Raw genomic sequence first — 24,941 nt, 5'->3', positions numbered from 1 at the left:
TTATTCACCATCTAATCCAAAAATAGGTTTTGTTGTTGCCCAGCTCTTACACGATGGACAACGCCAATATAAAGTATGTCCGGAGAAACCACAGTGACGGCACTTATAATTGGGGCGCTGCACTATATGCTCGTGAACCATCTTACGCAGCCTCCGAAGGCTGTCACGTGCATTGCCCACATCAGCGGCTCGAATGTGTAACCCCATTAAATGATGGAATCCGCGCATAGTCGGGTGCTGCTCTAAAACATGGGTCATAAAGTGTTCTGCGTCTTCAATACTTTGTGATTCACAGATTTTTTCTGACAATGTAATAGCGGCTGTTATCCCCGCATTGTGCTCAACGCAACTGTGTAGAAATTCGATAAAAGTATGAGTATCCGATGTTTTCTCGTAAGCTTCCTCTAGCAAAGGAATGGTTTCGCAAACGAATGATTTGTCCTGCTCGAACACCCGGGTTAAGTAATTAATAGACTCCCCATACTCCCCTTCTTTCATATGGATTTTTCCCAGGGAGAGAACCGCTCTAACGCAATTACTATCGTGTTTAAGCGCTTTGCTGTAATGCTTTATTTTACTGGGAACATTGTCGTCTAATTCGGCAAGTTCGCAATATAGCTGAGCGAGAACGACTCGCGCGTGGCTGCTTTGCTTCGCCAGACGCAAAGCTATTTTAACGGCTTTATCCCATTCGTGCGTGGACTCATAAAGCTCAAGAAGGTGCTTTTGGCTTTTTTCCCGGAATAACTTGTAACTCTGTAAGCCGGCAAACATTTGTTCAGCGCGGTCATAGATTCCGGCAGAAAGGTAGTCTTTACCCAACTCGTACATAGCCGTTAAGCGGTCGTGCTCAGACAGGTTGGGAAGTGACGTCAGGTTTCTATGAATTTTTATTGCGCGGTCAACTTCGCCTCTGCGACGAAATAACTTGCCTAAGGTCCAGTGAGTTTCAATGGTTTCGCTGTCGACATCCAACAGCTCAACAAATAGATCAACTGCCTTGTCGGGTTGATCTGAAAGCAACAGATTTATACCAGTCGCATACTGTTTGGAGAAACGCTTCTGCTCTTTTCGCTCTTCGGTGCGAACACTATTACGCCCCATGAACCAGCCATAGGCAGCAGCAATTGGTAGAAGCAGGAAGAGAAGCTCCAACATGAGCCGTTAACTCTCCTTGTCCAGTTTATTTAAACGCTTAACTAAACGATTATACCGATAGCGCCAGGATAAACTCGATAAGCAAAGTAATAAAATACCAACCAGAAAACCGCTACCAAAAAAGATAGCAAGCAGCGACGCAACAGCCATCTCTGTTTGCAGCACCAGTAGATTAACAACCACGGTTTGCGGGTTCTGCGCACCAAAAGCCATTGCTAAAAGAAATATGATTAATACAGGAATGAGAATAAGCAGCTTTTTAAGCATAATTGCTTACCTGTTAGTTATAAAAAAACGGCATGCCAGTATAGCATGCCGTTTTTATCAATCGAGCGTAAAAACTAACTTAATGTATCGACCCTCTCGCGAAGCTCTTTGCCCGCTTTAAAATGCGGTACATATTTTCCATCCAATTCAACAGGATCACCTGTTTTAGGATTACGGCCAACACGAGGAGCCCGATAATGCAAAGAGAAGCTTCCAAAGCCCCGAATTTCAACGCGCTTACCTTGCGATAAGGATTGCACCATCTGTTCGAGTATCTCTTTTACCGAAGCTTCAACCTGCTTAGGAGGTAACTCGTGCTTCAAAGTTAACCTTTCAATCAGCTCTGATTTAGTCATCATTACCTCCTTCAAATTAACTGCAACAGTGCAGTAAATTATTCGTCGTCAGTTTTTGCAGCTTTAAAGGCTTCTGCCATTGCGCTGTTAAGACCAGAACCACTGTCCTGTTGCTTATTAACGCTTTCAACCGCTTCTTTCTCTTCAACTTCGTCTTTCGCACGGATAGACAAGCTCAGAGTACGGTTTTTACGGTCAACGCCCATGAAGCGAGCTTCAATAGAATCACCAACGCTCAGTTCAGTGCTTGCATCTTCAACGCGCTCGCGTGAAATGTCAGCGGCACGAACATAACCTTCAACGCTTTCAGCTAATTCAACTTTAGCGCCTTTAGCGTCTACTTCAGTAACTGTACCTGTAACAATAGCACCTTTTTTATTGGCCGCCAGGTAGTTATTGAATGGGTCTTCTTCAAGCTGCTTGATACCCAGTGAAATACGCTCACGTTCAGCATCAACTTGCATGACTACAGCGGTAACTTCTTCACCTTTTTTGTAATCACGAACGGCTTCTTCGCCAGTAGCGTTCCAGCTAATATCTGACAAGTGAACCAAACCATCAATACCGCCGTCAAGACCGATGAAGATACCAAAGTCAGTGATTGACTTGATCTTACCAGTAACTTGCTCGCCTTTATTGTGGTTTTTCGCAAACTCTTCCCATGGGTTAGGTTTACACTGTTTAAGGCCTAGTGAAATGCGACGACGTTCTTCGTCAATTTCCAGAACCATAACTTCAACAGTGTCGTCCAGGTTAACCACTTTAGAAGGATGAACGTTTTTGTTAGTCCAGTCCATTTCTGATACGTGAACAAGACCTTCAACACCCTCTTCGATTTCGACGAAGCAACCGTAATCAGTCAAGTTCGTAACACGACCAGTTAAACGATGCCCTTCTGGGTAGCGGTTTGCGATATCAGCCCATGGATCTTCGCCTAACTGCTTAAGGCCAAGAGATACACGAGTGCGTTCACGGTCAAACTTCAATACTTTAACAGTGATTTCATCGCCAACGTTTACGATTTCACTTGGGTGCTTAACGCGTTTCCAAGCCATATCGGTAATGTGCAATAAGCCATCTACGCCGCCTAAGTCAACGAACGCGCCGTAGTCAGTCAGGTTCTTAACGATACCCTGAACTTCCTGGCCTTCTTGCAAGTTTTCAAGCAGCTCTTCACGCTCTGCACTGTTTTCTTTCTCGATAACAGCACGGCGAGAAACAACAACGTTGTTACGTTTTTGATCAAGCTTGATAACTTTGAATTCTAAATCTTTGTTTTCCAGGTGCGTTGTTTCACGTACTGGACGTACATCAACCAGTGAACCAGGCAAGAACGCGCGAACGCCGCCTAAGTCTACTGTAAAGCCACCCTTAACCTTACCAGAGATAATACCGATAACGGTTGCATTGTCTTCGTGTGCTTTTTCCAGTTGCAGCCATGCTTCATAACGCTTCGCTTTTTCGCGAGACAGAATGGTTTCGCCAAAGCCGTCTTCAACTGCATCAAGGGCTACGTCAACTACGTCGCCGACGCTGACTTCTAATTCACCTTCTGCATTACGGAATTGTTCTGCTGGAATCGCGCTTTCTGATTTAAGGCCGGCATCAACCAGGATCAAATCTTTTTCGATAGCAACGATAGTACCTTTAACAATGGAGCCCGGGCGTGTTTCAACTTCCTTTAGGCTTTCTTCAAATAATTCTGCAAAATTTTCTGACATAGTAATTAACTTCGCTTATAAATAAGACGTCCACTGAACTTCCGTATACAGCGGGGTTATTAAAATAGTCTGTTCGCTTCCTTACAACAGACGCCTAATTAAGGTCACCTGACCCTAGCTAGTCTTTGAGAGTTTGCTGTGCGCAAACGTCAATACTTGTTCCAACACGTCCTCTATGGACGTATCAGTGGAATCCAGATACAACGCATCCTCAGCTGGCTTAAGAGGTGCCACCGAGCGATTCGTATCACGATCATCTCTTTCTTTAATTTCGTTCACTAATTGATCAATATTAGCATCAAAACCTTTTTCCTTCAATTGCCCAAAGCGTCGTCTTGCGCGCTCTTCGGCAGAAGCCGTTAAAAAGATTTTGGCATCGGCATCAGTGAAAACAACAGTTCCCATATCACGGCCGTCGGCCACCAGACCCGGAAGCTCTTTAAACCCACGCTGGCGGCGCAGTAGAGCTTCTCTGACTCGTGGTAAAGCCGCTATTTTTGACGCCATATTACCCACTTGCTCGGTACGGATGGTCATGGTCACATCCTCGCCTTCAAGAATAATATGTGTCAATGAGCGTTCCTCTTCTGCTTCAAACTTCACATCCAGGTGCGCCGCCAAAGCCACCAGGCTTTCTTCATCTTCCGGCGTAAAATCATGGTGCAAAGCCGCTAATGCCAGTACGCGATAAATTGCGCCACTGTCCAGCAAGTGCCATCCTAGCTTTTCAGCCAATAATCGACTGATAGTTCCTTTTCCTGCCCCACTCGGCCCGTCAATCGTAATGACTGGAATATGAGTTGTCATAAAATCCTCTAATTGCTCTGCATTACGCAGCATTTAGCCGCGCAATTATACGCATTTGTAAAAAAATTGCATTAATCAAAGTCAGCGAGTCTAAGAGTTAACTGTGACAGAGCCGTGAAAACTCGGAAAAATAGTCGGGATAGGTCTTTGCACAACAACCGGGATCATTGATTGTCACTCCAGCGGAGGAAAATGCTACTAACGAAAAGCACATTGCCATGCGGTGATCGTCATAAGTATCAATTGCAATATGTCGCCAGTGTTTCAGCGGTTCAATGCGGAGAAAGTCCTCGCCCTCATCGACTGTGGCACCGAGCTTTCGCAGCTCAGTTGCCATAGCATGAAGGCGGTCGGTTTCTTTAACCCGCCAGTTTGCGACATTACGAATTGTCGTCGGCTTATTTGCGAATAAAGCCAGTAGCGCGACTGTCATTGCCGCATCGGGAATATCATTAAAGTCCTGGTCAATGCCCTGTACACTTCCTGTGCCGGATACGGTCATGCTGTTTTTATGGTAGCTCACTGACGCGCCCATGGCTTCAATGACTTCGGCGAAGCGTTTGTCGCCCTGAATCGAGTTTTTACCAACACCGATAATCTCAACCGGACCTTTACCTAACAGCGCGGCAGCCATCCAATAAGACGCAGCACTGGCATCGCCTTCGACCCAGTATTCTCCGGGCGACTGGTAGCATTGCCCGCCAGGAATAGCGTAGCACTGAGGAGAGTCTTCTTTTATCGAAATGCCAAAGTCGGACAGCATTTGCAGTGTCAGTTCAATGTAAGGTCGTGAAACCACATTCCCTTTTAATGTCAGGGTTGAATCACCGGGCAGTAACGGCAGTGCCATCAGTAAGGCCGAGATAAACTGGCTGGATACCGAACCATCAATTTCAAAGTCACCCGGCTTTAAACCAGAAGTCATTTCTAACGGAGGGAACCCAGTCTCCCCCAGATAATTAACTCCTGCCCCACGAGGCTGTATAGCATCAATTAAGTGCTTTACAGGTCGCTCATGCATTCGGGCATCACCTTTTAACACTACCGCTTGGTGTTCGTTTTTTAATGTTGCCGCTAACACAGCTATGAGCGGCCGCATTGCCGTGCCGGCGTTTCCCAGATAGAGCTCAGAAGCCGGTTTATTCCACCCCCCTCCTAAACCATTTACCCGGGTAATGAGTTTGTCATCTTCAAAGCTCACTCCCAGTGCATTAAGAGCTTCACGCATGCGGCTGGTGTCGTCGCTAACCAGTAAATTATGTAAGATGACGGGAGTCTGGCATAAAGCAGCCATAAGCAATGCCCGGTTAGCAATGCTTTTTGAACCGGGTAAGGTGACAGTACCGCGACAATGCTGTCGCGGCTCTAAATGAATAGAATTAACCACGCAGCTTTTTCATTGCCTTAATAAAGGCCTGGTTTTCTTCAGGCAGGCCAATGCTGACACGTAAATGATTAGGCAACTCATAGCCGCCAACAGGACGTACAATAACGCCCTCATGCAGAAGTTCGTCATAAAGCTTCTCAGCACCGGGCCCAACTTCTATGGTTAAAAAGTTACCGTAAGATGGAATGTAGTTAAGTCCGGACTCTTCACAAAACTCAGTTAATAGCTGCATACCCTGAGCGTTTAGTTCAACGGCTTTTTGCAAATAAGCGTGATCATCTAATACGACTTCAGCAGCTTTCAGCGATAACGAATTCATGTTGAATGGCTGGCGAATGCGGTTAAGCACATCGGCAACGCTCTCATGGCTTACCGCATAACCTGCGCGCAAACCCGCTAAGCCATAAGCTTTAGAAAACGTCCGGCTAACCACAAGATTAGGATATTCTTTTATCCACTCTACCGATGGCGCACGCTGGTCTTCCGGCACATACTCGTAATAGGCTTCATCCAGAACCACAATAATATGCTGCGGTATTTTGTCCAGAAAGCTTTTCAGTGCTGAGGTTGATAAAAATGTGCCCGTTGGATTATTGGGGTTAGCAATAAAAATCATCTTGGTTTTATCGGTAACGGCTTTAGCCATACCATCAAGATCATGGCCATAATCTACCGCAGGAACGGCAACGGGTTTTGCGCCAATAGCCTGAGTAACCAGCGGATACACCACAAACGCATGCTGAGAGAAAATAACTTCGTCTTTATCTGACACAAAGGTACGAGCTAAAATCTCTAAAACATCGTTAGAGCCGTTACCCAGAGTAATTTGTTGCGTACCAACCTCGTTGAGTTCTGCCAGACGACTTTTAAGGTAGTAACCGTTAGCATCGGGGTAACGCACTAAATCCGTTAACTCAGCTTCCAGCGCGGTTTTCACTTTTTCACTCAAACCCAGAGGGTTCTCATTTGAAGCCAGCTTAACCACGTGCTGCAGACCTAACTCACGCTGTAATTCAGACGTAGGCTTACCTGCCTGATACGGACGTAATTGCTTTACTCCGGGATTAACCAGTTCTAATGCATTAAATTCTGCCATAGCGATTCACTACCTTTTTTATTCTATTTATTTAGCCAAGCTTGCGCTCGAAATCAGCCATATAACTTAACAATGCTTCTACGCCTTCCACTGGCATTGCGTTATAAATACTAGCTCTCATGCCACCAACAAAGCGATGCCCTTTTAGCCCCAATAAACCTTGGTTTTTAGCGCCTTGCAAAAATTCTGCATCAAGCTTGTCGTCGGCCAATTGGAAAGGAATGTTCATAATTGAACGGTAAGCCGGATTAATATCATTTCTGTAAAAATCGGACTTATCGACAAAATCATATAAAAGCTGTGCTTTATGCCGGTTGCGTTCGCCCATAGCGGTTAATCCGCCCTGAGCTTTTAGCCACTTGAATACCAACCCGGCCAGGTACCAGGCAAAAGTGTTGGGCGTGTTGTACATAGACCCGTCTTTAGCCTGAAGCTGGTAATCCATAATAGATGACACCTGCTTCTGCGGATGACCTAATAGAGACTTTTTAACAATCGCAATGGCAAAACCGGAAGGGCCAATATTCTTTTGAGCTCCAGCGTATATGACGCCAAACTTTGAGACATCCAGTGGTTCAGAAAGAATATTCGATGACATATCAGCAACAATTGGCGCTTTTACGTCAGGAATCTCATGCAGCGCAATACCATCGACTGTTTCATTAGGGCAATAATGAAAATAGGCGGCATTCTCAGACAACTTCCAGTTTTCTGGAGACTGAATTTCTTTGCCTTTAGCGCCTTCCTGAACTTGCCCGGCAACATTCACTTTAGAAACAAACTTTTCGGCTTCCCTGATAGCAAAACCAGACCAAATTCCTGTATCCAGATAATCTACAGTGGCATCCGGTGACGCTATATTTTGCGGAACCGCAGAAAACTGGCCGCGGCCACCGCCTTGCAAAAAGAGTACTTCATAGTCATCAGGTACGTTTAACAGGTCGCGCAGGTCTTGCTCGGCTTCACGTGCCATGTGGACATAAACAGGGTCGCGGTGAGAAATTTCCATCACCGATACGCCCTGCCCATTCCAGTTCAGTAACTCTTCCTGAGCTTGTTTCAAAACGTCGACCGGCAACATTGCCGGTCCAGCAGAAAAGTTAAACAACTGACTCATGACTCGTCGGAACCTTCTTGATTTTCAATATTGTCTTCAGCTGCGGTTTCACCTTCTTCAGCAACAACCTCGCCGTCAATTAACACTTCATCTTCATCAATTTCGTCAATACGCTGTAAGCCAACCACTTTTTCATCATCAGCGGTGCGAATTAAGCGCACGCCCTGAGTGTTACGACCAACAGTAGAAACCTCGTTGACGCGAGTTCTTACCAGAGTGCCTTTATTACTGATAAGCATGATTTCATTGCCATCAATAACCTCCATGGCGCCTACAACTGAACCATTACGCTCACTGACCTTAATAGAGACCACACCTTTGGTAGCGCGGCTCTTAGCTGGGTATTCACTTAGCGGCGTACGTTTGCCGTAACCGTTTTCAGTCACGGTTAATACATTCGCTTCTTCCTCTTCGTATTCGCGAGGAACAATCAGTGATACAACACGTTGCCCTTCTTCTAAGCGAATACCACGAACACCTGTTGCGGTACGACCCATTGAGCGCACTTGCTCTTCAGCGAAGCGCACCACTTTACCGGCGTCAGAGAACAGCATAATTTCGCCGTTCCCGTCAGTGATATCAACACCAATCAGCTCGTCGTCATCAACTAGGTTCAGTGCAATGATGCCGCCGTTACGAGGACGTGAGTACTCTGGTAATGGCGTTTTCTTGATGGTTCCTTTGCGTGTTGCCATAACAACGAACTTATCTTCCGGATAGTCCCGTGTTGGCAAAATAGCGGTAATACGCTCATCAGCTTCAAGCGGCAACAAGTTCACTATTGGTTTACCACGAGACGCACGGCTAGCCAGCGGCAACTGGTAAACTTTCATCCAGTAAATACGGCCACGGGTTGAGAAGCACAAAATGGTGTCATGCGTGTTCGCTACCCACAGTCTTTCTATAAAGTCTTCGTCTTTCATCTTAGTGGCGGCTTTACCTTTACCACCACGACGTTGCGCTTCGTACTCAGTCAGTGGCTGATACTTCACATAGCCTTCGTGAGAAAGAGTCAGAACCACGTCTTCTTCGTTGATTAAATCTTCCATGCTGATGTCGTGTGCAGCAGCAGTAATGTCCGTTTTACGCTCATCGCCGAAGTTGTTACGTATTTCTACCAGTTCTTCACGAATCACTTCCATCAGGCGCTCTGAACTGTTCAGAATATGCAGCAGTTCAGCAATCTGTTCTAGCAGACCTTTATATTCATCCAGAATTTTTTCGTGTTCTAAACCGGTCAATTTGTGCAGGCGTAAATCAAGAATAGCCTGAGCTTGTTCTTCGGTCAGGTGATAGTTGCCATCGCGAATGCCGTATTCTTCTGGCAGATGATCAGGACGTGCAGCATCAACGCCGGCAGTTTCCAGCATTGAAGCAACATCACCCAGCTGCCATGCGCGGGCAATTAGACCAGCTTTAGCTTCAGCAGGCGTTGGTGAACGACGGATAAGCTCAATAATTTCGTCAATATTAGCCAGCGATATCGCCAGACCTTCCAAAATATGAGCACGTTCACGCGCTTTACGTAACTCGTAGACTGATCGGCGCGTAACCACTTCACGACGATGACGGACAAAACAATCCAGCATATCGCGCAGGTTAAACAAACGCGGCTGGCCTTTATCCAGGGCAACCATGTTGATACCAAACACAACCTGTAACTGGGTATTAGCGTACAAATGGTTAAGAACAACTTCGCCAACATCGCCACGACGGATCTCAATAACGATACGCATACCGTCTTTATCAGACTCATCGCGCAAGGCACTTATACCTTCAACGCGTTTTTCTTTAACCAACTCAGCAATTTTTTCAATTAAGCGAGCTTTATTCACCTGATACGGAATTTCCGTAACAATGATGGTTTCTTTACCCGTTTTCTCGTCAACTTCAATTTCCGCCTGAGCGCGCAAATGAATACGGCCACGACCGGTTTTATACGCTTCGACAATACCGCTACGGCCAGAAATTGTTGCCGCTGTCGGGAAGTCCGGCCCCGGGATGTATTCCATTAGCCCTTCAACATCAATGTCCGGGTTATCAATCATGGCGAGTGCACCATCGACAACTTCGGTCAGATTATGAGGCGGGATGTTTGTCGCCATACCAACGGCAATACCAGAAGAACCATTAACTAACAGGTTAGGTACACGGGTAGGCAGAACGTCAGGAATACGCTCGGTACCATCATAGTTGTCTACAAAATCAACCGTTTCTTTATCTAAATCGGCAAGTAACTGATGCGCAATTTTCGCCATGCGAATTTCGGTATAACGCATCGCTGCGGCAGAGTCGCCGTCAACCGAACCAAAGTTACCCTGGCCATCGACCAGCATATAACGCAAGGAGAAATTCTGTGCCATACGTACAATAGTGTCGTAAACAGCACTATCACCATGTGGGTGATATTTACCAATGACGTCACCAACGACACGAGCTGACTTTTTATAAGGTTTATTAAAGTCGTTGCGCAATTCACTCATTGCGAACAAGACTCGTCTGTGTACTGGCTTCAGGCCATCACGAACATCTGGTAAAGCACGCCCAACAATGACGCTCATGGCATAATCGAGGTACGAGCTTTTTAGTTCGTCTTCGATATTTACCGGTGACACTTCTCTGGCTAGATCGCTCATAGTTTATTCCCTAAATATAGATCCGCATATTCATTGTTATTTTGATCCAATCATTGTACCCATCCCAAACGCGTCTCGCACCCTCTTTTTCTTATTCTTTGCCTGAGGTAGACTAGCCGCGTTATCCATCTCTTAAAGACGCATAATCTATGACCACCAGTCGCTCTAAAAGTGAACAAAAAAACGTCGATCCGGAAGAGATCGCAAAATTTTCAGCCCTGGCCTCGCGCTGGTGGGACCCCGATGGAGAATTCAAACCCTTACATAAAATAAACCCCGTTCGACTAGGGTTCATTGAAAACCATACTGACGGCCTATTCGGTAAAAAGGTACTGGATGTCGGCTGCGGCGGTGGGTTACTCAGCGAAGCTATGGCTGAACGTGGTGCTCAGGTTACGGGGGTTGATTTAGCCGAACAGTCATTAAAAGTGGCACGTTTGCACGCATTAGAAAGCGGCCGTCAAATCGACTACCAATGCATTGCTATTGAAACTCTGGCGGATCAGCAGCCAGCAAGCTTTGATGTGGTGACTTGTCTGGAGATGCTGGAGCATGTACCTGACCCTAAAGCTATTGTAAAAGCCTGTGCTAAAGCACTAAAACCTGGCGGGAAGATCTTTTTTTCCACGCTAAACCGGAATGTAAAGTCTTGGCTATTAGGTATTGTTGCCGCTGAGCATGTTTTAGGCTGGGTTCCCAAAGGAACTCATCAGCATCAACGTTTTATCAAACCATCAGAGCTACTGCGTATGACAGATGCCGCCGCGTTAGAAGATATCGCCATTAATGGTCTTATCTTTAATCCACTGAAAGGATTTGTTCTTTCAGAAAAAGATGTTGATGTGAATTACATTATCGCTTTAAAGAAGCCGGAGTCATAAATGGCCTCATCAGACAGGAATTCTCCGGTAAAGGCGGTATTGTTCGATTTAGACGGCACGCTGCTTGATACAGCCCCAGATCTGGGTGCTGCACTGAACGCTGTATGCGAACAATACGAACGCCCTGCTATTACGGCTGAGGTGTTTACGCCAGTCGCGTCGCATGGCTCCAGAGGTATGCTGCAGCTAGCTTTTGCCAATGAGTACAGCGACATGGAAGCCGAACTCAGGCACGCTTTTCTCAGTGCTTATAAACAAAATATAGCCACTCATACGCAACCCTACCCTGGGGTTTTGGAGCTACTTGCCGTGCTGCAGCGTGAATCTATTCAAGTTGCTATAGTCACCAATAAGCCAGAGCGCCTAACCCAACAATTATTGCCTCACTTCCCGGAGTTTGAAGCTATTCGTGTGGTCGTAAGCGGTGATACCTTAAGCGTAGCAAAGCCTTCGCCGGAACCTTTATTCTATGCGGCTGAAAAGCTGGGAATAGAACCTGCCGACTGTCTTTATGTCGGAGATGCGGAACGGGATATCGAAGCTGGTCGCAATGCCGGCATGGTTACTGTGCTTGCTGAATATGGTTATATTAGCAATGAGGATCAGCCGCAACGCTGGCAAGCCGACTATCATATCGCCTCACCACTGGAGTTACTGAAGTTACTAGCTATTGATAATTCTTGATCTATAAACATCTTTTAAAAGATCAAAAAAATATATAGCAAGATTACCAGCGCAAACTCACGCCAAACAAAGGCTGACAAAAAATCAAGATTTCTAAATCAAAATTATTCCTGTTTTTGCCCGTAAATTTACTTGATCGAAGTGGCAGTTAGACCTAGCATACTCTTCATTCCCAAGACACTAGATATTGTGTAAATATCGCCCTGTACAACTAATAAGCACAATATCTTGTGGCTACAAACATATAACAAAAAGCTAAGAGTCGGCGCAAAATGAACGAGCAACTTTATGTCACTAAACGCAGCGGCGAACGCGAACCGCTAAACCTCGATAAAATTCACCGGGTTATCATGTGGGCCGCTGAAGGTCTTAACAATGTTTCAGCTTCTCAGGTCGAAATTAAGTCTCACATTCAGTTTTACGACGGTATTAAAACCGAAGATATCCACGAGACCATCATCAAAGCTGCAGCTGATTTAATTTCAGAAGAAGCGCCCGACTATCAATATATGGCTGCGCGTCTGGCTATTTTCCACTTGCGCAAAAGGGCCTACGGTAAGTTTGAGCCACCGCGTCTTTACGACCAGGTCAAAAAGATGGTTGCAGAGCATCGCTACGATGAGCACCTGCTGGAAGACTATACTGAAGCAGAATTTGACCAGATGGACGAAATTCTGGATCACTGGCGTGACATGAACTTCTCGTACGCGGCCGTTAAACAGCTAGAGAACAAATATCTGGTTCAAAACCGGGTTACCGGCGACATCTATGAAAGCGCTCAGTTCTTATACATTCTGGTAGCGGCTTGTTTGTTTGCCAACTACCCGAAAAGCACTCGTATGGACTACGTTAAACGTTTCTACGACGCCGCTTCTGAATTCAAAATCTCGCTACCAACACCTATTATGTCGGGTGTGCGCACGCCTACGCGTCAGTTCAGCTCCTGCGTTCTGATTGAAGCTGGCGATAGTCTCGATTCTATTAATGCCACTTCAAGCGCCATCGTAAAATACGTATCGCAGCGTGCCGGTATTGGCATTAACGCAGGGCGTATTCGCGCTCTGGGCAGCCCGATCCGTAACGGTGAAGCCTTCCACACAGGTTGTATTCCGTTCTATAAATATTTCCAGACAGCGGTAAAAAGCTGTTCGCAAGGTGGTGTTCGTGGTGGCGCCGCTACCCTGTTCTACCCGCTTTGGCATCTGGAAGTTGAAAGCTTATTGGTACTGAAAAACAACCGCGGTGTTGAAGAAAACCGGGTTCGCCATCTGGATTACGGTGTGCAGTTTAACCGCACCATGTACCAGCGTCTGATTAAAGACGATTACATTACCTTGTTCAGCCCGTCGGATGTGCCAGGCCTTTACGACGCATTCTTTGAAGATCAGGACGAATTTGAGCGTTTGTACCTTCAGTACGAGCAGGATGAAAGCATCCGCAAAAAACGTATTAAAGCCATTGAGTTGTTTGGTTTGTTTATGCAGGAACGCGCCAGTACTGGCCGTATCTACGTACAAAACGTTGACCACTGCAACACGCACAGCCCGTTCGATTCTAAAGTTGCTCCTATTCGTCAGAGCAACCTGTGTCTTGAAATTGCGTTACCAACTAAGCCTCTAAGTCATGTGAACGACGAAGAAGGTGAAATTGCCCTTTGTACGCTGTCGGCCTTTAACTTAGGCAAAATTGAAAACCTGGGCGAGTTTGAAAACTTAGCCGACTTAGCCGTTCGCGCACTGGATAGCCTGCTGGACTATCAGGAATACCCTGTTCCGGCCGCTTATAATGCAACAATGAACCGTCGTACTCTGGGCATTGGTGTGATTAACTTTGCTTACTACTTAGCTAAGCACGGCGTTAAATATTCAGACGGCTCTGCAAATGGTCTGGTTCATCAGACCTTTGAGGCAATACAGTATTATCTGATGCAAGCGTCAATGAATCTGGCTAAAGAAAGAGGTGCGTGCCCTAAATTTAATGAGACCACCTACTCTCAGGGCATTATGCCAACCGATACCTACAAGAAAGACCTGGATAAGGTTTGCGATGAACCTCTGCATCTGGACTGGGACAAGCTTCGTGCCGACATCAAACAACACGGCATGCGTAACTCCACGTTATCAGCGTTAATGCCTTCTGAGACATCGTCGCAGATTTCTAACGCGACTAACGGTATTGAACCGCCTCGTGGTTTTGTCAGCATTAAGTCGTCAAAAGACGGTGTCACCAAACAGGTAGTTCCTGATTACGAAAACTTAAAAGACAAGTACGAGCTGTTATGGCAAATCCCGAACAACAAGGGATACCTTGAGCTGGTTGGTATTATGCAAAAGTTTGTCGACCAGACAATTTCTGCGAACACCAATTACGACCCAAGTAAATTCCAAGCCGGAAAAGTACCAATGAAGCAGCTTCTGCAGGACTTATTAACGGCCTATAAGCTTGGTGTTAAGACGCTTTACTATCATAACACCCGTGACGGTGCTGCGGATAATCAATCCGACATTGCTGCACGTAAAGGTGCTGCTGCGTCTCAAGCTCAGCCGACAGAAGTGATCATTGAAGAAGATGATGACTGTGCCGGCGGCGCCTGCAAAATATAGACTCTCACTTTTATGAAGTGTAACATTGTTGTGGATAACTTATTATATTTTTCATATATTTCAATGAGTTAATTTAAAAGGGCCTTGCGCCCTTTTCTTTTGCCAATTGACAACATATATATCTTGCATTATAAATGTAACGTTATGCTAAATTATCGTGTTAAATCAGTCCCGCATCCCCAGTATGGAAATCAGCTACTACCGCTACTGGTGAATATGCGAAACAATCAACTCCCAGAGCCATCCGCTGCATTGTGGGGATGGAACCTGTGGTTGTCGCAAAAGTTTAATACTGCAAAACATCGTTTAAATGACTTGTGCTTGTTCTACGAATATTTAGACAGACACGACCCTCTGTTTTTCGAAAATGCGGCGAAGCTCAATATCATCACACGACGTCAAATGAACGACCTCGCTTCATTTTTGCTGATTAATTTCGATTATAATATTGACGATGGAGTACAGGTTAGCCCGAGCACATTCAATCGACGTGTTGATTCGATAATGCTGTTTTTGCAATATCATTACAGTCGATACATAGAAAAAATTGAAGACCCAGACAAGGTTGATGCGTTAAGTCGAACGGTATCAAGACACAATGCCCACCTCGCCAAGAAGCGTTTTACTAAAGCTGATGTGGATAATCAGACAAAACAAACGAAACCGCTAGAAGCAGAACAAATAAATATCATCCGCGATATTGTTCGCCCTTCTGATGATAATTTCACCAACGAAATCAACCCATTCAGAAAAGCGTTGCAACGTCGCAATGCTTGCTTGGTTATGCTGCTGTGTGAGTTAGGTTGTCGTGCTTCTGAGCTAATGTTGATCCGAAATAATGATGACGATCTAAAACTCACCACTAACCCTACTGTCGTTATTCAGCAGCAAGAAACCAATAGCAATCAACACAGAGCAAGGAAAGATGGGGCATCTCATAAAACACAAGGCCGAGAGTTGCCTATTTCACAAGGGCTTGCCTCACTACTGATTGAATATATCGAAGAAGACCGTCCTTTACTGAGAAAACCATACAAAGGTTCTTTTACGCAATATTTGTTCGTAAGTGACCAAGATGGTGGTCCCATGACAACAAAAGGACTTAACTATGTACTTGATAGTCTCTTTCGAAAAACGCCTGACTTGAAACATGTCGTACATCCGCATCAATTCCGCGTGACCAGAGGTGGCGAGCTGAGAGATGGTATTGATAAGAACTATGAGAGTGCGAATTCTCCCATGGTTAAAGCAGGCGATATGCAGGATACGCTCACTACGTGGGGCGGATGGTCATCAACAAGCTCGATGCCAAAACGCTACACCAATGCCATTTTACAAAAGCGTATTCGTGCATATTTGGCCGATAAGGAGACAAGCTAAGTGGGACACGCACAAACCAAATATTTAACCTCTCAACAGCTCGACGTATATCAAGATATTTATGACGCTGTTGAGAAGTTGAACGGTGACTACGACCCCTTCCCTGTTGAGATAGAAACCTTTCATGGACAAAGTATTTCTCTAAGAGATGATAATGGTTACCTAATAAATCGTCATCGTATTATCAATGTCGGCAAGGATGAAAATCTCTATAAGATCAATGACAGTTATTCACGCTATCCTTACCTCAACTTTATCGCAGTTCATTGCTGGCTTGATACAGCTATAACGCGCTCCCCTGCGTCACTAAATCATATCAGTGTTGGTTTTGATGCGCTTGCTAACATCACACTCAGTGATAAAGCGTTCAGTTCAGAAAGTGCGTTCTCAAAAGAAATAGCATCGCAACTGTCCGCTATTATCCTTAAACACCAATCAATCCAACGCATCTGGCTATCGATTCGACAATTTGCCAACTATGCAATAGAGAATGGCTTCTGGGGCTTCAATGAAACGGTCATCTTCAAGTTAGACGAAGTGGTCATCCCTAACAGCAGCTCAAAGCAGCGAGTATCGCTACTTGACCATGAAAACGGCCCGTTTACACGCTCAGAGATCGCGCAGATATCGATTGCGCTGCAAGAAGGAAAGCTGTCACTACAGCACAAAGTCATGGTCAGGCTCGCCATGAAATTTGGACTTCGCCCCATTCAAATGGCACTGCTTAGAGAGGAAGATGTCTTCTACGATAAAACGCTCTTGTCGTGGTTCATCACTATCCCTCGCGTAAAGGGAAAAGTAGCGCAATTAAGGCGGAACCCAAACAACTTTATACTCCGAGAGCTTCCTAAGGAATTGGCTAATGACATTCAAGCACTCATTGCTAGCGAAGCCGACAGATCGCTTTGCGACGTGGACGGCGTTCGTCGTCCACGTCCTTTGTTAAAAAGAGAAAAAATTAACGAACATTATCTGAGTGATAAGAAATTGATTGAATACGCATGGCACCTTAGATCTAATTCAATAACGGATAGGTTTAGGGCTATTATAGAGCCTGCACTCAATATCAAGTCGGCCTATTTGGAAGACGAAGACAGTAACCCTCTCCCTCTTAAAATTACTGCCTATCGATTCCGCTACACCCTCGGAACGCGAATGGTGCTGGAAGGAAAAACACCAGAAGAAGTTGCCATAGCCCTCGATCATTCAAGCACCGCATCTGTGCAACATTACTTCAAGTACAATCGGGATCTGATTGACTTCATTGATGACTCGTTTGAATCATCCAAAGTCATGGATAATGCTGTGGCACGTTGGCAGGGCTACGTGATTGATGAAGATGATGACACCTTTACAGGAACGCTTGTTCGAGGCAAAGACCTAATCAATTTAGGTAAGTGCATGAAGAAAGGCCGTTGTGAATGGCATCCATCGGTTAGCTGCTATGGGTGTGGCAAGTTCCGCCCATTCAAAAACGCCAATCATGAGGCTCAACTAGAGGTTATTGAGGCGGAACGAGCATTCGTGCAACGCCATTCCTCTGGCCCAGTGCAGCATCAACTTGATGAAGCTTACGAAGGCGTTGTTCAAATTGTAGAAGCACAGCGCATCACCAAAGAAGGTAAACAATGAACACAGTAACCAGCCTTCGAAACCGTAAGCAAGAACAGCAATATACACAACTCGTTGAACGCGTTACAGAACTCAAAAAACTGGCTCAACCAGAGTTTAGGGCATTAGTAGCATCTGGCAAAGTAATTGGTAAGTGGGGTGATAGTGTATGGACTTATCGTAATAGGACAATTTATTTCACACGTCCTATTGATAACACCGGGAATCCAGTAACAGGTAAAACCCCATCAGAAAATAAAGTTGCCATTGAGGGGATCTGGGCAGATGTATACCGCCTGTTCATTCTTCACAAGATAAAAGGGCACAAAGGCGCTCCCAAGACCATAGCGTCCTTGATGGCATTCACAGCATGGCTCGGAGAATATTACCAATACAATATCCAAGCATTGCATAAGCTGAATCAGGACAAGCTAGATGCGTTGATTCCTATGCTGGAATCGAAGTTTAGTGCAAGAGGCCCTTTCGAGAGATATAAAACCATTGTGAGTTTCGTTAAAAAATTCCTCATTCCCAACAAGCTTTGCCGAAGCTTCGCACCTTCCGTAAAAATGATAAATCCCGCTCTCGACAGAGCCGACGTAACATCCAAGGAATCGGCAAAGGCAAGAGAAAATAAATTCAATGAAAATATCGACAGTTACATTGGCATTGTAAAACAGCGTTTTGACGAAGATGTGAGACGATTAGCACGGGGTGAGACCGCCAAATACCCAGAGCCTAAGCCTTACTATGATGAGCTTCGTCTTCTGTCTATGCCCTTCTTTCTCGCATTAGGTTTGCGTGTCGGTGAAGTATGCAGATTGCACAAAGACTGCCTTGGTTATGATGAAATAACAGGTAAATGGTTTCTGCGAGTGCTTACGGAAAAAGGTGAGCTTGCCAATGCGCGCCCAATCCCCAGAAAATGGCAAGACGTTATTATCCAATCACATAAACGAATTCTTGAAATTACCGAGCCATTCAGAAAGCTTGCAAAACAAGTGGAATTGCATAAAGAACAGGCTTTTATAAACGCTCTTAGCTTTGAAAATAGGAATAGTGAATTAACAACATCGCTATTGGAAAATGGTTATGACCCTGACATGTTTTTTTGCAGGTCGGAGATAGGTAAAACAGGCGATGTTCACCCCTCAGGATTGACCTATAATTCTTTGAGAGAAAATGAGTATAGAGCAGCGCCTTATGCACCTTCATTTGTAGGTTTAATAACATCTATCACTGGTAATTCCGGTGGGAGAAAACAAAAACTAAGAGTGTATTCCAAAGCCGTAGTTGCAGCTATAGCGATGGACTATTTCCGCTCACATCAACAACGTATTTATCAAGATAATGCGATAGATGAAAAAGTGAATGAAACGATTTCTTCTTCGTCCTACTCATTTGAAATGCCATTCAGTGATTTTTTATTCATCGTTAAGGAAGACATGTTTGATGCAAGCGGCAGAGGGCATGGTTTTGTACCAACGCCCATTTACAAGAAAAATATCCTTATGTGGCTATCTCATGACAGCTCAAGAGCTAAAACAGTGTTTCAACGATACGATGTCAGAAATGATGACGGTAAAATTGTCAATATTCGCTCCCATCAATTTAGACACTGGCTGACTACTGCCCTGCTTCGCTCAGGTAAAAACGAAAGTATGATTGATCGTTTTATGGGCAGAAAATTGGGTCAAACCCGACACTACGACCATAGGACGCCAAAAGAGAGAGCCGAAGGGATCAGGTCAAGATACTTGGCAGAGACACCGCCAGATGACGTATTGGGGCGTCGTGTAAAGCGCATGAGAGAAAACGGCGTACCTCACAGCGAAATTGAGAACGCATTAAACCACACCCTGTCTGTGGTTCACTATACGCCGTGGGGAACATGTAATAGAGATCTAGATGTCAGCCCCTGTGAAAAGGGCATGATGTGTCTTCGCGGTGAGGATGGACAAGGATGCCAACACTTCGGTATCGACCCTGATGATGAAGAAGCGAGACAATCAATCATCAACACCAAAGCACACTATGAAGCGCAATTGTCTGTTTTACTTCCTAACTATGAAAATTTGCTACACACGCTCAATAGACAAGAGCCACTTGATCAGCATGTCCGCTATTGCATTGATACCATTAAAGGCTGTGACAATGCTCTGAGGGCCTATGAGCGTGCAAACTCAATAAAAGACAACACTATCCCAGTGGTGCAGGTTTTCAAGCCTGAGGAGGCTGTATGAGCAAATCACCAGAATGGCTTTCAAAAGCTCTTTTGAATTTAGAGTTTTTTGCTAATAACCCTGAGTTTAAAGGTGAATTTGGACACGAATACATCGCTGAGAGGTGCGGTATTACGCGAATGACCTTGAACCGCAATAAGAAGTATATGACTCGGTACAAAGAGGTGAAAGAAATCCTCAAAGGATTCAAGCCAACCAATCCAGCCACTGGGCCAGCGCCGGTATCAGGTATTAAAGAAAAACTTGAAGATGAAAAAGCTAAAAACGGAAAGCTTGAGGAGACGTTGGAAGCTTTACAATTAAGGCTTAATGACTGCTACCAGATGTTAGAAGATCATGGAATTGACCCACAGTTTGTCTACCCAACCAAGATGAAAAAACACAAGGAGGCTTAGTGAGTAATCCAGCAGCTAAAGTTAACCTTGAACGATTCTTAGCTTTCATCGATGAGAGAAATAAACAAGGTGACTGGGAGGATTACACCCTCCCAAACCTTCTTGATTTAAATAAAAAAATGATTGCACGGGAATGCGAGTTTGATCGAAAGAGGATTACTGAAAACTCGAAGATTAAAGCGGAATATGAGGCCGTAAAACAAGACTTAATATTGAAAGGTATTCTAATCAAGGATGCCCGTACAGGTTCACAGAAGCTAGCGACCAAAACAGGTTCGATCAGTTTAAGTCGTGACAAAGCGGCAATTAAAAAAGCGCAGGAAACCAGCGCTGCGCTTGAAGAAGAGCTTTTTAGAACTAAGTTGGAGCTGGATAAGTCGCAAAAAAAGCTTGCTCGCCTCGAAGAGATAGAACGTTATATGCTTGAAACTGGAAGGTTGTAATGAGTGCATATTCTGGTTTGTTGCAAATTCGAAAAGTCCGGAATAGAGGCAAGATCGGCGGCATTATATTTTCAGCAAATACTCTAGAAAAAAAACCGACACGATATGTAGTTAAAGCCGATTGGAAAATTGCCCCTACTCCATCAATCTTCAAAGAGGGGCACATCTGGTCTGTCAGCGGTAATGTTGAAACACAAACCATTAAATGGAAAGACGGCACCAGTGCAAATGAAAATGTACTCGTGCCAAATGAACTTCGTTTTGCAAAAGCTTCTAATGAAAACCTTAAGCGATTACTGTCAGAATCAAAAGAGTTTGCTGGAGTCAGTAAAATCAAAGCAGAAAAGCTCGTTTCATTCTTTGGCGACGAGCTTTATCAAATAGCTGCCAACAACGAAATAGAACGATTGCTGCCTATGCTGGGCCGGGATGTTGCAACGAGGCTCATTAATGGACTGAAGGGATATCAGGATTTAAACACCCTCAAGTTACTTGATGAACTTGGTGTACCGCACCAAATAGGAGAATCGGTCCTCAGAATTTGGGGCGCAGAAGCCTACGAAAAAATCCAAGCAAACCCTTATCTTCTAAGTATCTTCATGGCAAACCTAAAAATGGTTGATGAATATGCAATTAACCGTCTAGGATTTTCTCTCGACTCTCCACAACGACTAATTGCATACGTTAAAGAAGTATTGTTTAGTGCTTTCAATGCTGGTAACACCTGCTTGCCAACTAGCGAAGCAAAATACCGAGTAAAACGTCTTTTAGGATCTTTGAGTAGCGAAGCCTTACAACTCGCTCAAGAATCGGGTGAAATAATCGTTGATGGTAATATCACTCAAGTCAGGAGTATGGATATTATTGAATCAGGCGTGGCGGAAATAATAGCCAATCTGGCTCAGGCAAACTTAAATAAGGGACAGGAAAAACAGATAAGCGCAAAAATCGATACCTTCGAAATAGGAGCAGGGTTTAATCTCACTCAAGAACAAAGAGAAGCGGTAACTCAATGCTGCACGAACCGATTAGCTGTACTTACAGGTGGTGCTGGTTGCGGTAAAACAACGGTAATAGAAGCTATTTGTTTCGTTTTAGGGTCATTACATCAAACCAAGCAAATATTCTTAATGGCACTCGCTGGGAAGGCTGCTCAAAGAATTACCGAAGCAACTGGCAGGGAAGCTATTACTGTTGCATCGTTTATGTACAATGTTGATGCTGAAGATATTGACGATGATGCGGTATTCATCGTAGATGAAGCATCTATGATTGATGTTTTATCACTATTTAAAATACTCAAGCGAATACCATGTCGAGGCAGACTCATACTGACTGGTGATGAAGAGCAACTCCCCCCAGTCGGAATCGGACTGAGTCTACATGCCTTGGTGAAGCAAGCCATACCTAAAGCCAACCTTACTACAGTAAAAAGACAAGCTGAATCTTCAGGAATTCCGAGTGTCGCCCTTAAAATAAGAGGGTTTCAGAAAGATGAAACAGACCTTGAATTTAAACCATTTCTTGGGATAGCTGATGGCGTTAATTTTATCGAATGTAACTCAACAGATATTGAACGAAAATGCATTGAGGTTTATGAAGCCCTAGGTGGTGATGGCTCTAATAATGACGTGCTCATTCTCTCTCCGACTAAAAACCTTAATGGTGGTGTGATTAATTTAAACTGCGGTATCTATGATAAATTTTCTCAAGGAGAGGTTGTTAATTTTGACCATGAAGATTTTGGCAATGTAAATTGCCACATTAGCGGTCGAGCATTGCGAGTTGGCGAATTGGTAATGTATACCAAAAACGACTATCAAAGAGATATTCGTAATGGATCTGTTGGTAAAGTTCTCGCCTTTAACCGTGATTCTGTGACAGTTGATTTCGAAGGGAATGCTACCGACCTGTCTATCATCGAACTGTCAAACTTGGAACATGCTTATGCTTTAACGGTACACAAAGCGCAAGGAAGCCAGTTTGAACGAGTAATCGTTGTTATTAAAGAGTCGCGTAACCTCGACCGTCACCTAATTTATACGGCACTGACAAGAGCCAAAAAGCAGGTTGTATTTGTTGGTCAACGACAAAGCATGTACAGTGCTCTGACGGCATCAAACGCTCATAAAAGACACACCAATCTACCGAAGTTTCTGAGCGTTCAGTTAAGTTAGAAGTTCAGACAAGGAAGTGTATGACAGAACTAATTGATCTCATAAGTGATAACATTATAGCGATTATTACTTTTATTTTGGGTGCGCTTTTAACGGCGTATATAAAATTACCAGCCGCAATTCTCGAAAAAAAAATTTCATGGAAACATGAAAAGAAAGTTCAAATTACTGCTGAGTTTTACGAAAACGTTGCGAAAATTAATTTTTTAATTGGGGAGTATTTTAAGGAATATTGCGACTCTGCACAGTCATTCTCCGCTATGAACCTAAAAGACACTGACGAATCGGTATTTAAAATATTCAGTGAAATCTATGGCAGCAGATATAAAGCCAAGCTTTACATGGATGAAAATGACTATTCGAGATTCGATGATCTCTCCCCCAAAAATAGGACCATGACATCGATGAGATTTCCATTAAAATGGGTCAAGTGGAGATCTCGATATGAAAAAACGTTACAGCGAAGAGCAAATCATCAAGGCCATCAAAGAGCATGAGGCCGGTGCAAAAGTTGACGAAATTTGTCGTCGCGTGGGCATTTCCAGCGGCACGTTTTATAACTGGCGTAGTAAATACGCCGGAATGGAAGTGAATGAGGCCAAGCGTTTAAAAGAGCTTGAGTCTGAGAATAGCAAGCTTAAAAAGCTACTGGCGGAGAAAATGCTTGAGACAGAAGCCTTAAAGGACGTAGTCTCAAAAAAGTGGTGAAGCCCGCCAACAAGAAGCGTGTCGTAGAGCACTTAATCTCTGCGTATAAGCTAAGCGAACGCCTTGCGTGCAAGTTGGTTGGGCTGAGCCGAACAGCGTACCGATATAAGCCAAAGCAACGAGATGACGAGCGGGTAACGACTCGCCTAAAGGAGCTTGCCGTGGAATATCCACGGTATGGCTATTTACTGCTGCACGGGTTGCTTAAGCGCGAGGGGCTTGTAAAGAATAAGAAGCGAACCTATCGCCTTTATACCGAACAAGGGCTTCAGGTTCGGACCAAGAAACGTAAAAAGCTGACACGACCGCGTGTCGTTATGGACGCACCGCAGCGTGTTAATGAGCGATGGTCGATGGACTTTGTGTCTGACCAGTTGGCAAGTGGCCGACGTTTCAGAGTATTGAACGTTGTCGATGATTTTAGCCGGGAAATGGTTGGGCAACTTGTCTCAGTATCGATTTCAGGACAGCAAGTATCGCGCTTTTTGTCTCAGCTTATCGACGAGCGCAGCAAGCCAGAGCATATTGTCTGCGATAATGGCACCGAATTTACCAGTAAAGCTATGTTTTTCTGGAGCAAAAGCAACGATGTAAGGTTGAGTTTTATTCAGCCAGGAAAACCAACACAGAACGCTTTTGTTGAGAGTTTGAATGGTAAGTTTAGGAATGAATGTCTTGATCAGAACTGGTTTAGAACGCTCGACGAAGCGAGGTATGAAATAGAGCAGTGGCAGCGTCATTACAATTACGAACGCCCGCATAGCTTGTTAAATTATTTACCGCCTGTGGAGTTTGCAAAACAGGTAGCTTAAAACTGAAATTTCATCGATAAAATGGTGTTAGTTCAGGGGAAAGGTCAAAAGTAAAAGAATAACCTGCCGATAACTAGTAATAAATAACGAACAAGGAAAATGATATGAAAGTTAATTCAAATGATACTAATCTAGCATCGCAGTTTATATCGAACGGTTCAGAAGTGAAAGTTAATAAACCTGTAAATGGTAAAGAACAAATAAATAGTGAAATGGAGCGACTAGCTAAGGACATATATCATAAAGATCAGCCTAAAGAGCCTGAAGCGACCTATGATAAGCCAATGAATATATCAACAAATAATGTTGTATCAACAAGGGAAGCAGAAGAAAAAGCGTTAAATAATATTCGAATCGCTACTGTCAATCTTTATATGCCGGGTGGTGAAGTTTCCAACTCTGTTGAAAAAATGTTTACTCAGTATGACAATATTATGGCTGAAATAGCGGCCGAACAAC

General features: G+C 44.4%; 21 protein-coding genes. 12 read left to right on the top strand and 9 right to left on the bottom strand.

Annotated elements, in window-relative coordinates; translation table 11 throughout:
• The 9 genes from lapB to gyrA all read right to left on the bottom strand — a co-directional run bounded on the left by lapB (nt 1) and on the right by gyrA (nt 10,545).
• Entirely contained in the window at nt 1-1,158 is a 1,158-nt protein-coding gene (gene lapB / locus RJ32_RS14125) for a lipopolysaccharide assembly protein LapB (RefSeq protein ID WP_034823108.1), read from the bottom strand.
• 6 nt (nt 1,159-1,164) lie between these two features.
• Nucleotides 1,165-1,425: a lipopolysaccharide assembly protein LapA domain-containing protein gene (locus tag RJ32_RS14120; RefSeq protein WP_011234599.1), complete on the bottom strand. Its 261-nt coding sequence runs from the start codon at nt 1,423-1,425 to the stop codon at nt 1,165-1,167.
• Between the two features lie 74 nt (nt 1,426-1,499).
• Nucleotides 1,500-1,781 (bottom strand): integration host factor subunit beta, encoded by a 282-nt coding sequence (gene ihfB, locus RJ32_RS14115; RefSeq protein WP_011234600.1) that lies wholly within the window; start codon nt 1,779-1,781, stop codon nt 1,500-1,502.
• 38 nt (nt 1,782-1,819) lie between these two features.
• The gene (gene rpsA, locus RJ32_RS14110; RefSeq protein ID WP_034823106.1) at nt 1,820-3,502 is read right to left on the bottom strand and encodes a 30S ribosomal protein S1; all 1,683 of its coding nucleotides are present in this window, start codon (nt 3,500-3,502) and stop codon (nt 1,820-1,822) included.
• A 114-nt stretch (nt 3,503-3,616) separates the two neighbouring features.
• Nucleotides 3,617-4,309, bottom strand: a complete 693-nt coding sequence (gene cmk, locus RJ32_RS14105; RefSeq protein WP_016341331.1) for a (d)CMP kinase — start codon at nt 4,307-4,309, stop codon at nt 3,617-3,619.
• 97 nt (nt 4,310-4,406) lie between these two features.
• A complete protein-coding gene (aroA, locus tag RJ32_RS14100; RefSeq protein ID WP_034823104.1) occupies nt 4,407-5,696 on the bottom strand; it encodes a 3-phosphoshikimate 1-carboxyvinyltransferase in 1,290 nt (429 codons plus the stop codon).
• A complete protein-coding gene (gene hisC / locus RJ32_RS14095) occupies nt 5,689-6,792 on the bottom strand; it encodes a histidinol-phosphate transaminase (protein ID WP_011234604.1) in 1,104 nt (367 codons plus the stop codon). The genes aroA and hisC overlap by 8 nt, the downstream gene beginning before the upstream one ends.
• A 31-nt stretch (nt 6,793-6,823) precedes the next feature.
• The gene (gene serC, locus RJ32_RS14090) at nt 6,824-7,909 is read right to left on the bottom strand and encodes a 3-phosphoserine/phosphohydroxythreonine transaminase (RefSeq protein ID WP_034823102.1); all 1,086 of its coding nucleotides are present in this window, start codon (nt 7,907-7,909) and stop codon (nt 6,824-6,826) included.
• Entirely contained in the window at nt 7,906-10,545 is a 2,640-nt protein-coding gene (gene gyrA / locus RJ32_RS14085) for a DNA gyrase subunit A (RefSeq protein ID WP_034823099.1), read from the bottom strand. Before gyrA ends, serC begins: the two co-directional genes overlap by 4 nt.
• Before the next feature lie 149 nt (nt 10,546-10,694).
• Between gyrA and ubiG the strand changes: the two genes are divergently transcribed.
• From ubiG to RJ32_RS14020, 12 genes are all read left to right on the top strand, one after another.
• Nucleotides 10,695-11,426: a bifunctional 2-polyprenyl-6-hydroxyphenol methylase/3-demethylubiquinol 3-O-methyltransferase UbiG gene (gene ubiG / locus RJ32_RS14080; RefSeq protein WP_011234607.1), complete on the top strand. Its 732-nt coding sequence runs from the start codon at nt 10,695-10,697 to the stop codon at nt 11,424-11,426.
• A complete protein-coding gene (locus RJ32_RS14075) occupies nt 11,427-12,110 on the top strand; it encodes an HAD family hydrolase (protein ID WP_011234608.1) in 684 nt (227 codons plus the stop codon).
• Between the two features lie 272 nt (nt 12,111-12,382).
• Nucleotides 12,383-14,713, top strand: a complete 2,331-nt coding sequence (nrdA, locus tag RJ32_RS14070; RefSeq protein WP_011234609.1) for a class 1a ribonucleoside-diphosphate reductase subunit alpha — start codon at nt 12,383-12,385, stop codon at nt 14,711-14,713.
• A 144-nt stretch (nt 14,714-14,857) separates the two neighbouring features.
• On the top strand, nt 14,858-16,093 hold the full coding sequence (locus RJ32_RS14065; RefSeq protein ID WP_082815473.1) for a site-specific integrase: 1,236 nt from the start codon (nt 14,858-14,860) through the stop codon (nt 16,091-16,093).
• On the top strand, nt 16,094-17,725 hold the full coding sequence (locus RJ32_RS14060; RefSeq protein WP_034823095.1) for a site-specific integrase: 1,632 nt from the start codon (nt 16,094-16,096) through the stop codon (nt 17,723-17,725).
• On the top strand, nt 17,722-19,947 hold the full coding sequence (locus RJ32_RS14055) for a hypothetical protein (RefSeq protein WP_034823093.1): 2,226 nt from the start codon (nt 17,722-17,724) through the stop codon (nt 19,945-19,947). The genes RJ32_RS14060 and RJ32_RS14055 overlap by 4 nt, the downstream gene beginning before the upstream one ends.
• Complete coding sequence (locus RJ32_RS14050) at nt 19,944-20,342, top strand: hypothetical protein (RefSeq protein ID WP_034823091.1); 399 nt, start codon at nt 19,944-19,946, stop codon at nt 20,340-20,342. The genes RJ32_RS14055 and RJ32_RS14050 overlap by 4 nt, the downstream gene beginning before the upstream one ends.
• Nucleotides 20,342-20,785, top strand: a complete 444-nt coding sequence (locus RJ32_RS14045) for a hypothetical protein (protein WP_034823089.1) — start codon at nt 20,342-20,344, stop codon at nt 20,783-20,785. Before RJ32_RS14050 ends, RJ32_RS14045 begins: the two co-directional genes overlap by 1 nt.
• The gene (locus tag RJ32_RS14040; protein WP_051018814.1) at nt 20,785-22,962 is read left to right on the top strand and encodes an AAA family ATPase; all 2,178 of its coding nucleotides are present in this window, start codon (nt 20,785-20,787) and stop codon (nt 22,960-22,962) included. The genes RJ32_RS14045 and RJ32_RS14040 overlap by 1 nt, the downstream gene beginning before the upstream one ends.
• Nucleotides 22,963-22,982: 20 nt before the next feature.
• A complete protein-coding gene (locus RJ32_RS14035) occupies nt 22,983-23,459 on the top strand; it encodes a hypothetical protein (protein ID WP_034823087.1) in 477 nt (158 codons plus the stop codon).
• Nucleotides 23,407-24,482, top strand: a protein-coding gene (locus tag RJ32_RS14025; protein WP_162839783.1) for an IS3 family transposase whose coding sequence is annotated in 2 segments (ribosomal slippage) — nt 23,407-23,656 and nt 23,656-24,482 — 1,077 coding nt in all. Because the reading frame shifts where the segments join, the coding sequence is not laid out codon by codon here. The genes RJ32_RS14035 and RJ32_RS14025 overlap by 53 nt, the downstream gene beginning before the upstream one ends.
• Before the next feature lie 104 nt (nt 24,483-24,586).
• Nucleotides 24,587-24,941: hypothetical protein (locus RJ32_RS14020; protein ID WP_034823081.1), on the top strand; the 355-nt coding region annotated here is incomplete at its 3' end.

The sequence above is a fragment of the Idiomarina sp. 28-8 genome (assembly GCF_000320945.2).
Lineage (GTDB): Bacteria > Pseudomonadota > Gammaproteobacteria > Enterobacterales > Alteromonadaceae > Idiomarina > Idiomarina loihiensis.
The sequence above is the reverse complement of the archived record's forward strand: the minus strand, read 5'-3'. Positions and strand labels throughout refer to the sequence as shown.

Bases quoted from the DNA above. Each gene is read 5' to 3' on its own strand.
- ihfB (WP_011234600.1), bottom strand. From the start codon at position 1,781: ATGACTAAATCAGAGCTGATTGAAAGGTTAACTTTGAAGCACGAGTTA.
- RJ32_RS14065 (WP_082815473.1), top strand. From the start codon at position 14,858: ATGCTAAATTATCGTGTTAAATCAGTCCCGCATCCCCAGTATGGAAAT.
- RJ32_RS14055 (WP_034823093.1), top strand. From the start codon at position 17,722: ATGAACACAGTAACCAGCCTTCGAAACCGTAAGCAAGAACAGCAATAT.
- cmk (WP_016341331.1), bottom strand. From the start codon at position 4,309: ATGACAACTCATATTCCAGTCATTACGATTGACGGGCCGAGTGGGGCA.
- ubiG (WP_011234607.1), top strand. From the start codon at position 10,695: ATGACCACCAGTCGCTCTAAAAGTGAACAAAAAAACGTCGATCCGGAA.
- hisC (WP_011234604.1), bottom strand. From the start codon at position 6,792: ATGGCAGAATTTAATGCATTAGAACTGGTTAATCCCGGAGTAAAGCAA.
- lapB (WP_034823108.1), bottom strand. From the start codon at position 1,158: ATGTTGGAGCTTCTCTTCCTGCTTCTACCAATTGCTGCTGCCTATGGC.
- rpsA (WP_034823106.1), bottom strand. From the start codon at position 3,502: ATGTCAGAAAATTTTGCAGAATTATTTGAAGAAAGCCTAAAGGAAGTT.
- RJ32_RS14075 (WP_011234608.1), top strand. From the start codon at position 11,427: ATGGCCTCATCAGACAGGAATTCTCCGGTAAAGGCGGTATTGTTCGAT.
- RJ32_RS14120 (WP_011234599.1), bottom strand. From the start codon at position 1,425: ATGCTTAAAAAGCTGCTTATTCTCATTCCTGTATTAATCATATTTCTT.
- serC (WP_034823102.1), bottom strand. From the start codon at position 7,909: ATGAGTCAGTTGTTTAACTTTTCTGCTGGACCGGCAATGTTGCCGGTC.
- nrdA (WP_011234609.1), top strand. From the start codon at position 12,383: ATGAACGAGCAACTTTATGTCACTAAACGCAGCGGCGAACGCGAACCG.
- RJ32_RS14050 (WP_034823091.1), top strand. From the start codon at position 19,944: ATGAGCAAATCACCAGAATGGCTTTCAAAAGCTCTTTTGAATTTAGAG.
- RJ32_RS14035 (WP_034823087.1), top strand. From the start codon at position 22,983: ATGACAGAACTAATTGATCTCATAAGTGATAACATTATAGCGATTATT.
- RJ32_RS14040 (WP_051018814.1), top strand. From the start codon at position 20,785: ATGAGTGCATATTCTGGTTTGTTGCAAATTCGAAAAGTCCGGAATAGA.
- gyrA (WP_034823099.1), bottom strand. From the start codon at position 10,545: ATGAGCGATCTAGCCAGAGAAGTGTCACCGGTAAATATCGAAGACGAA.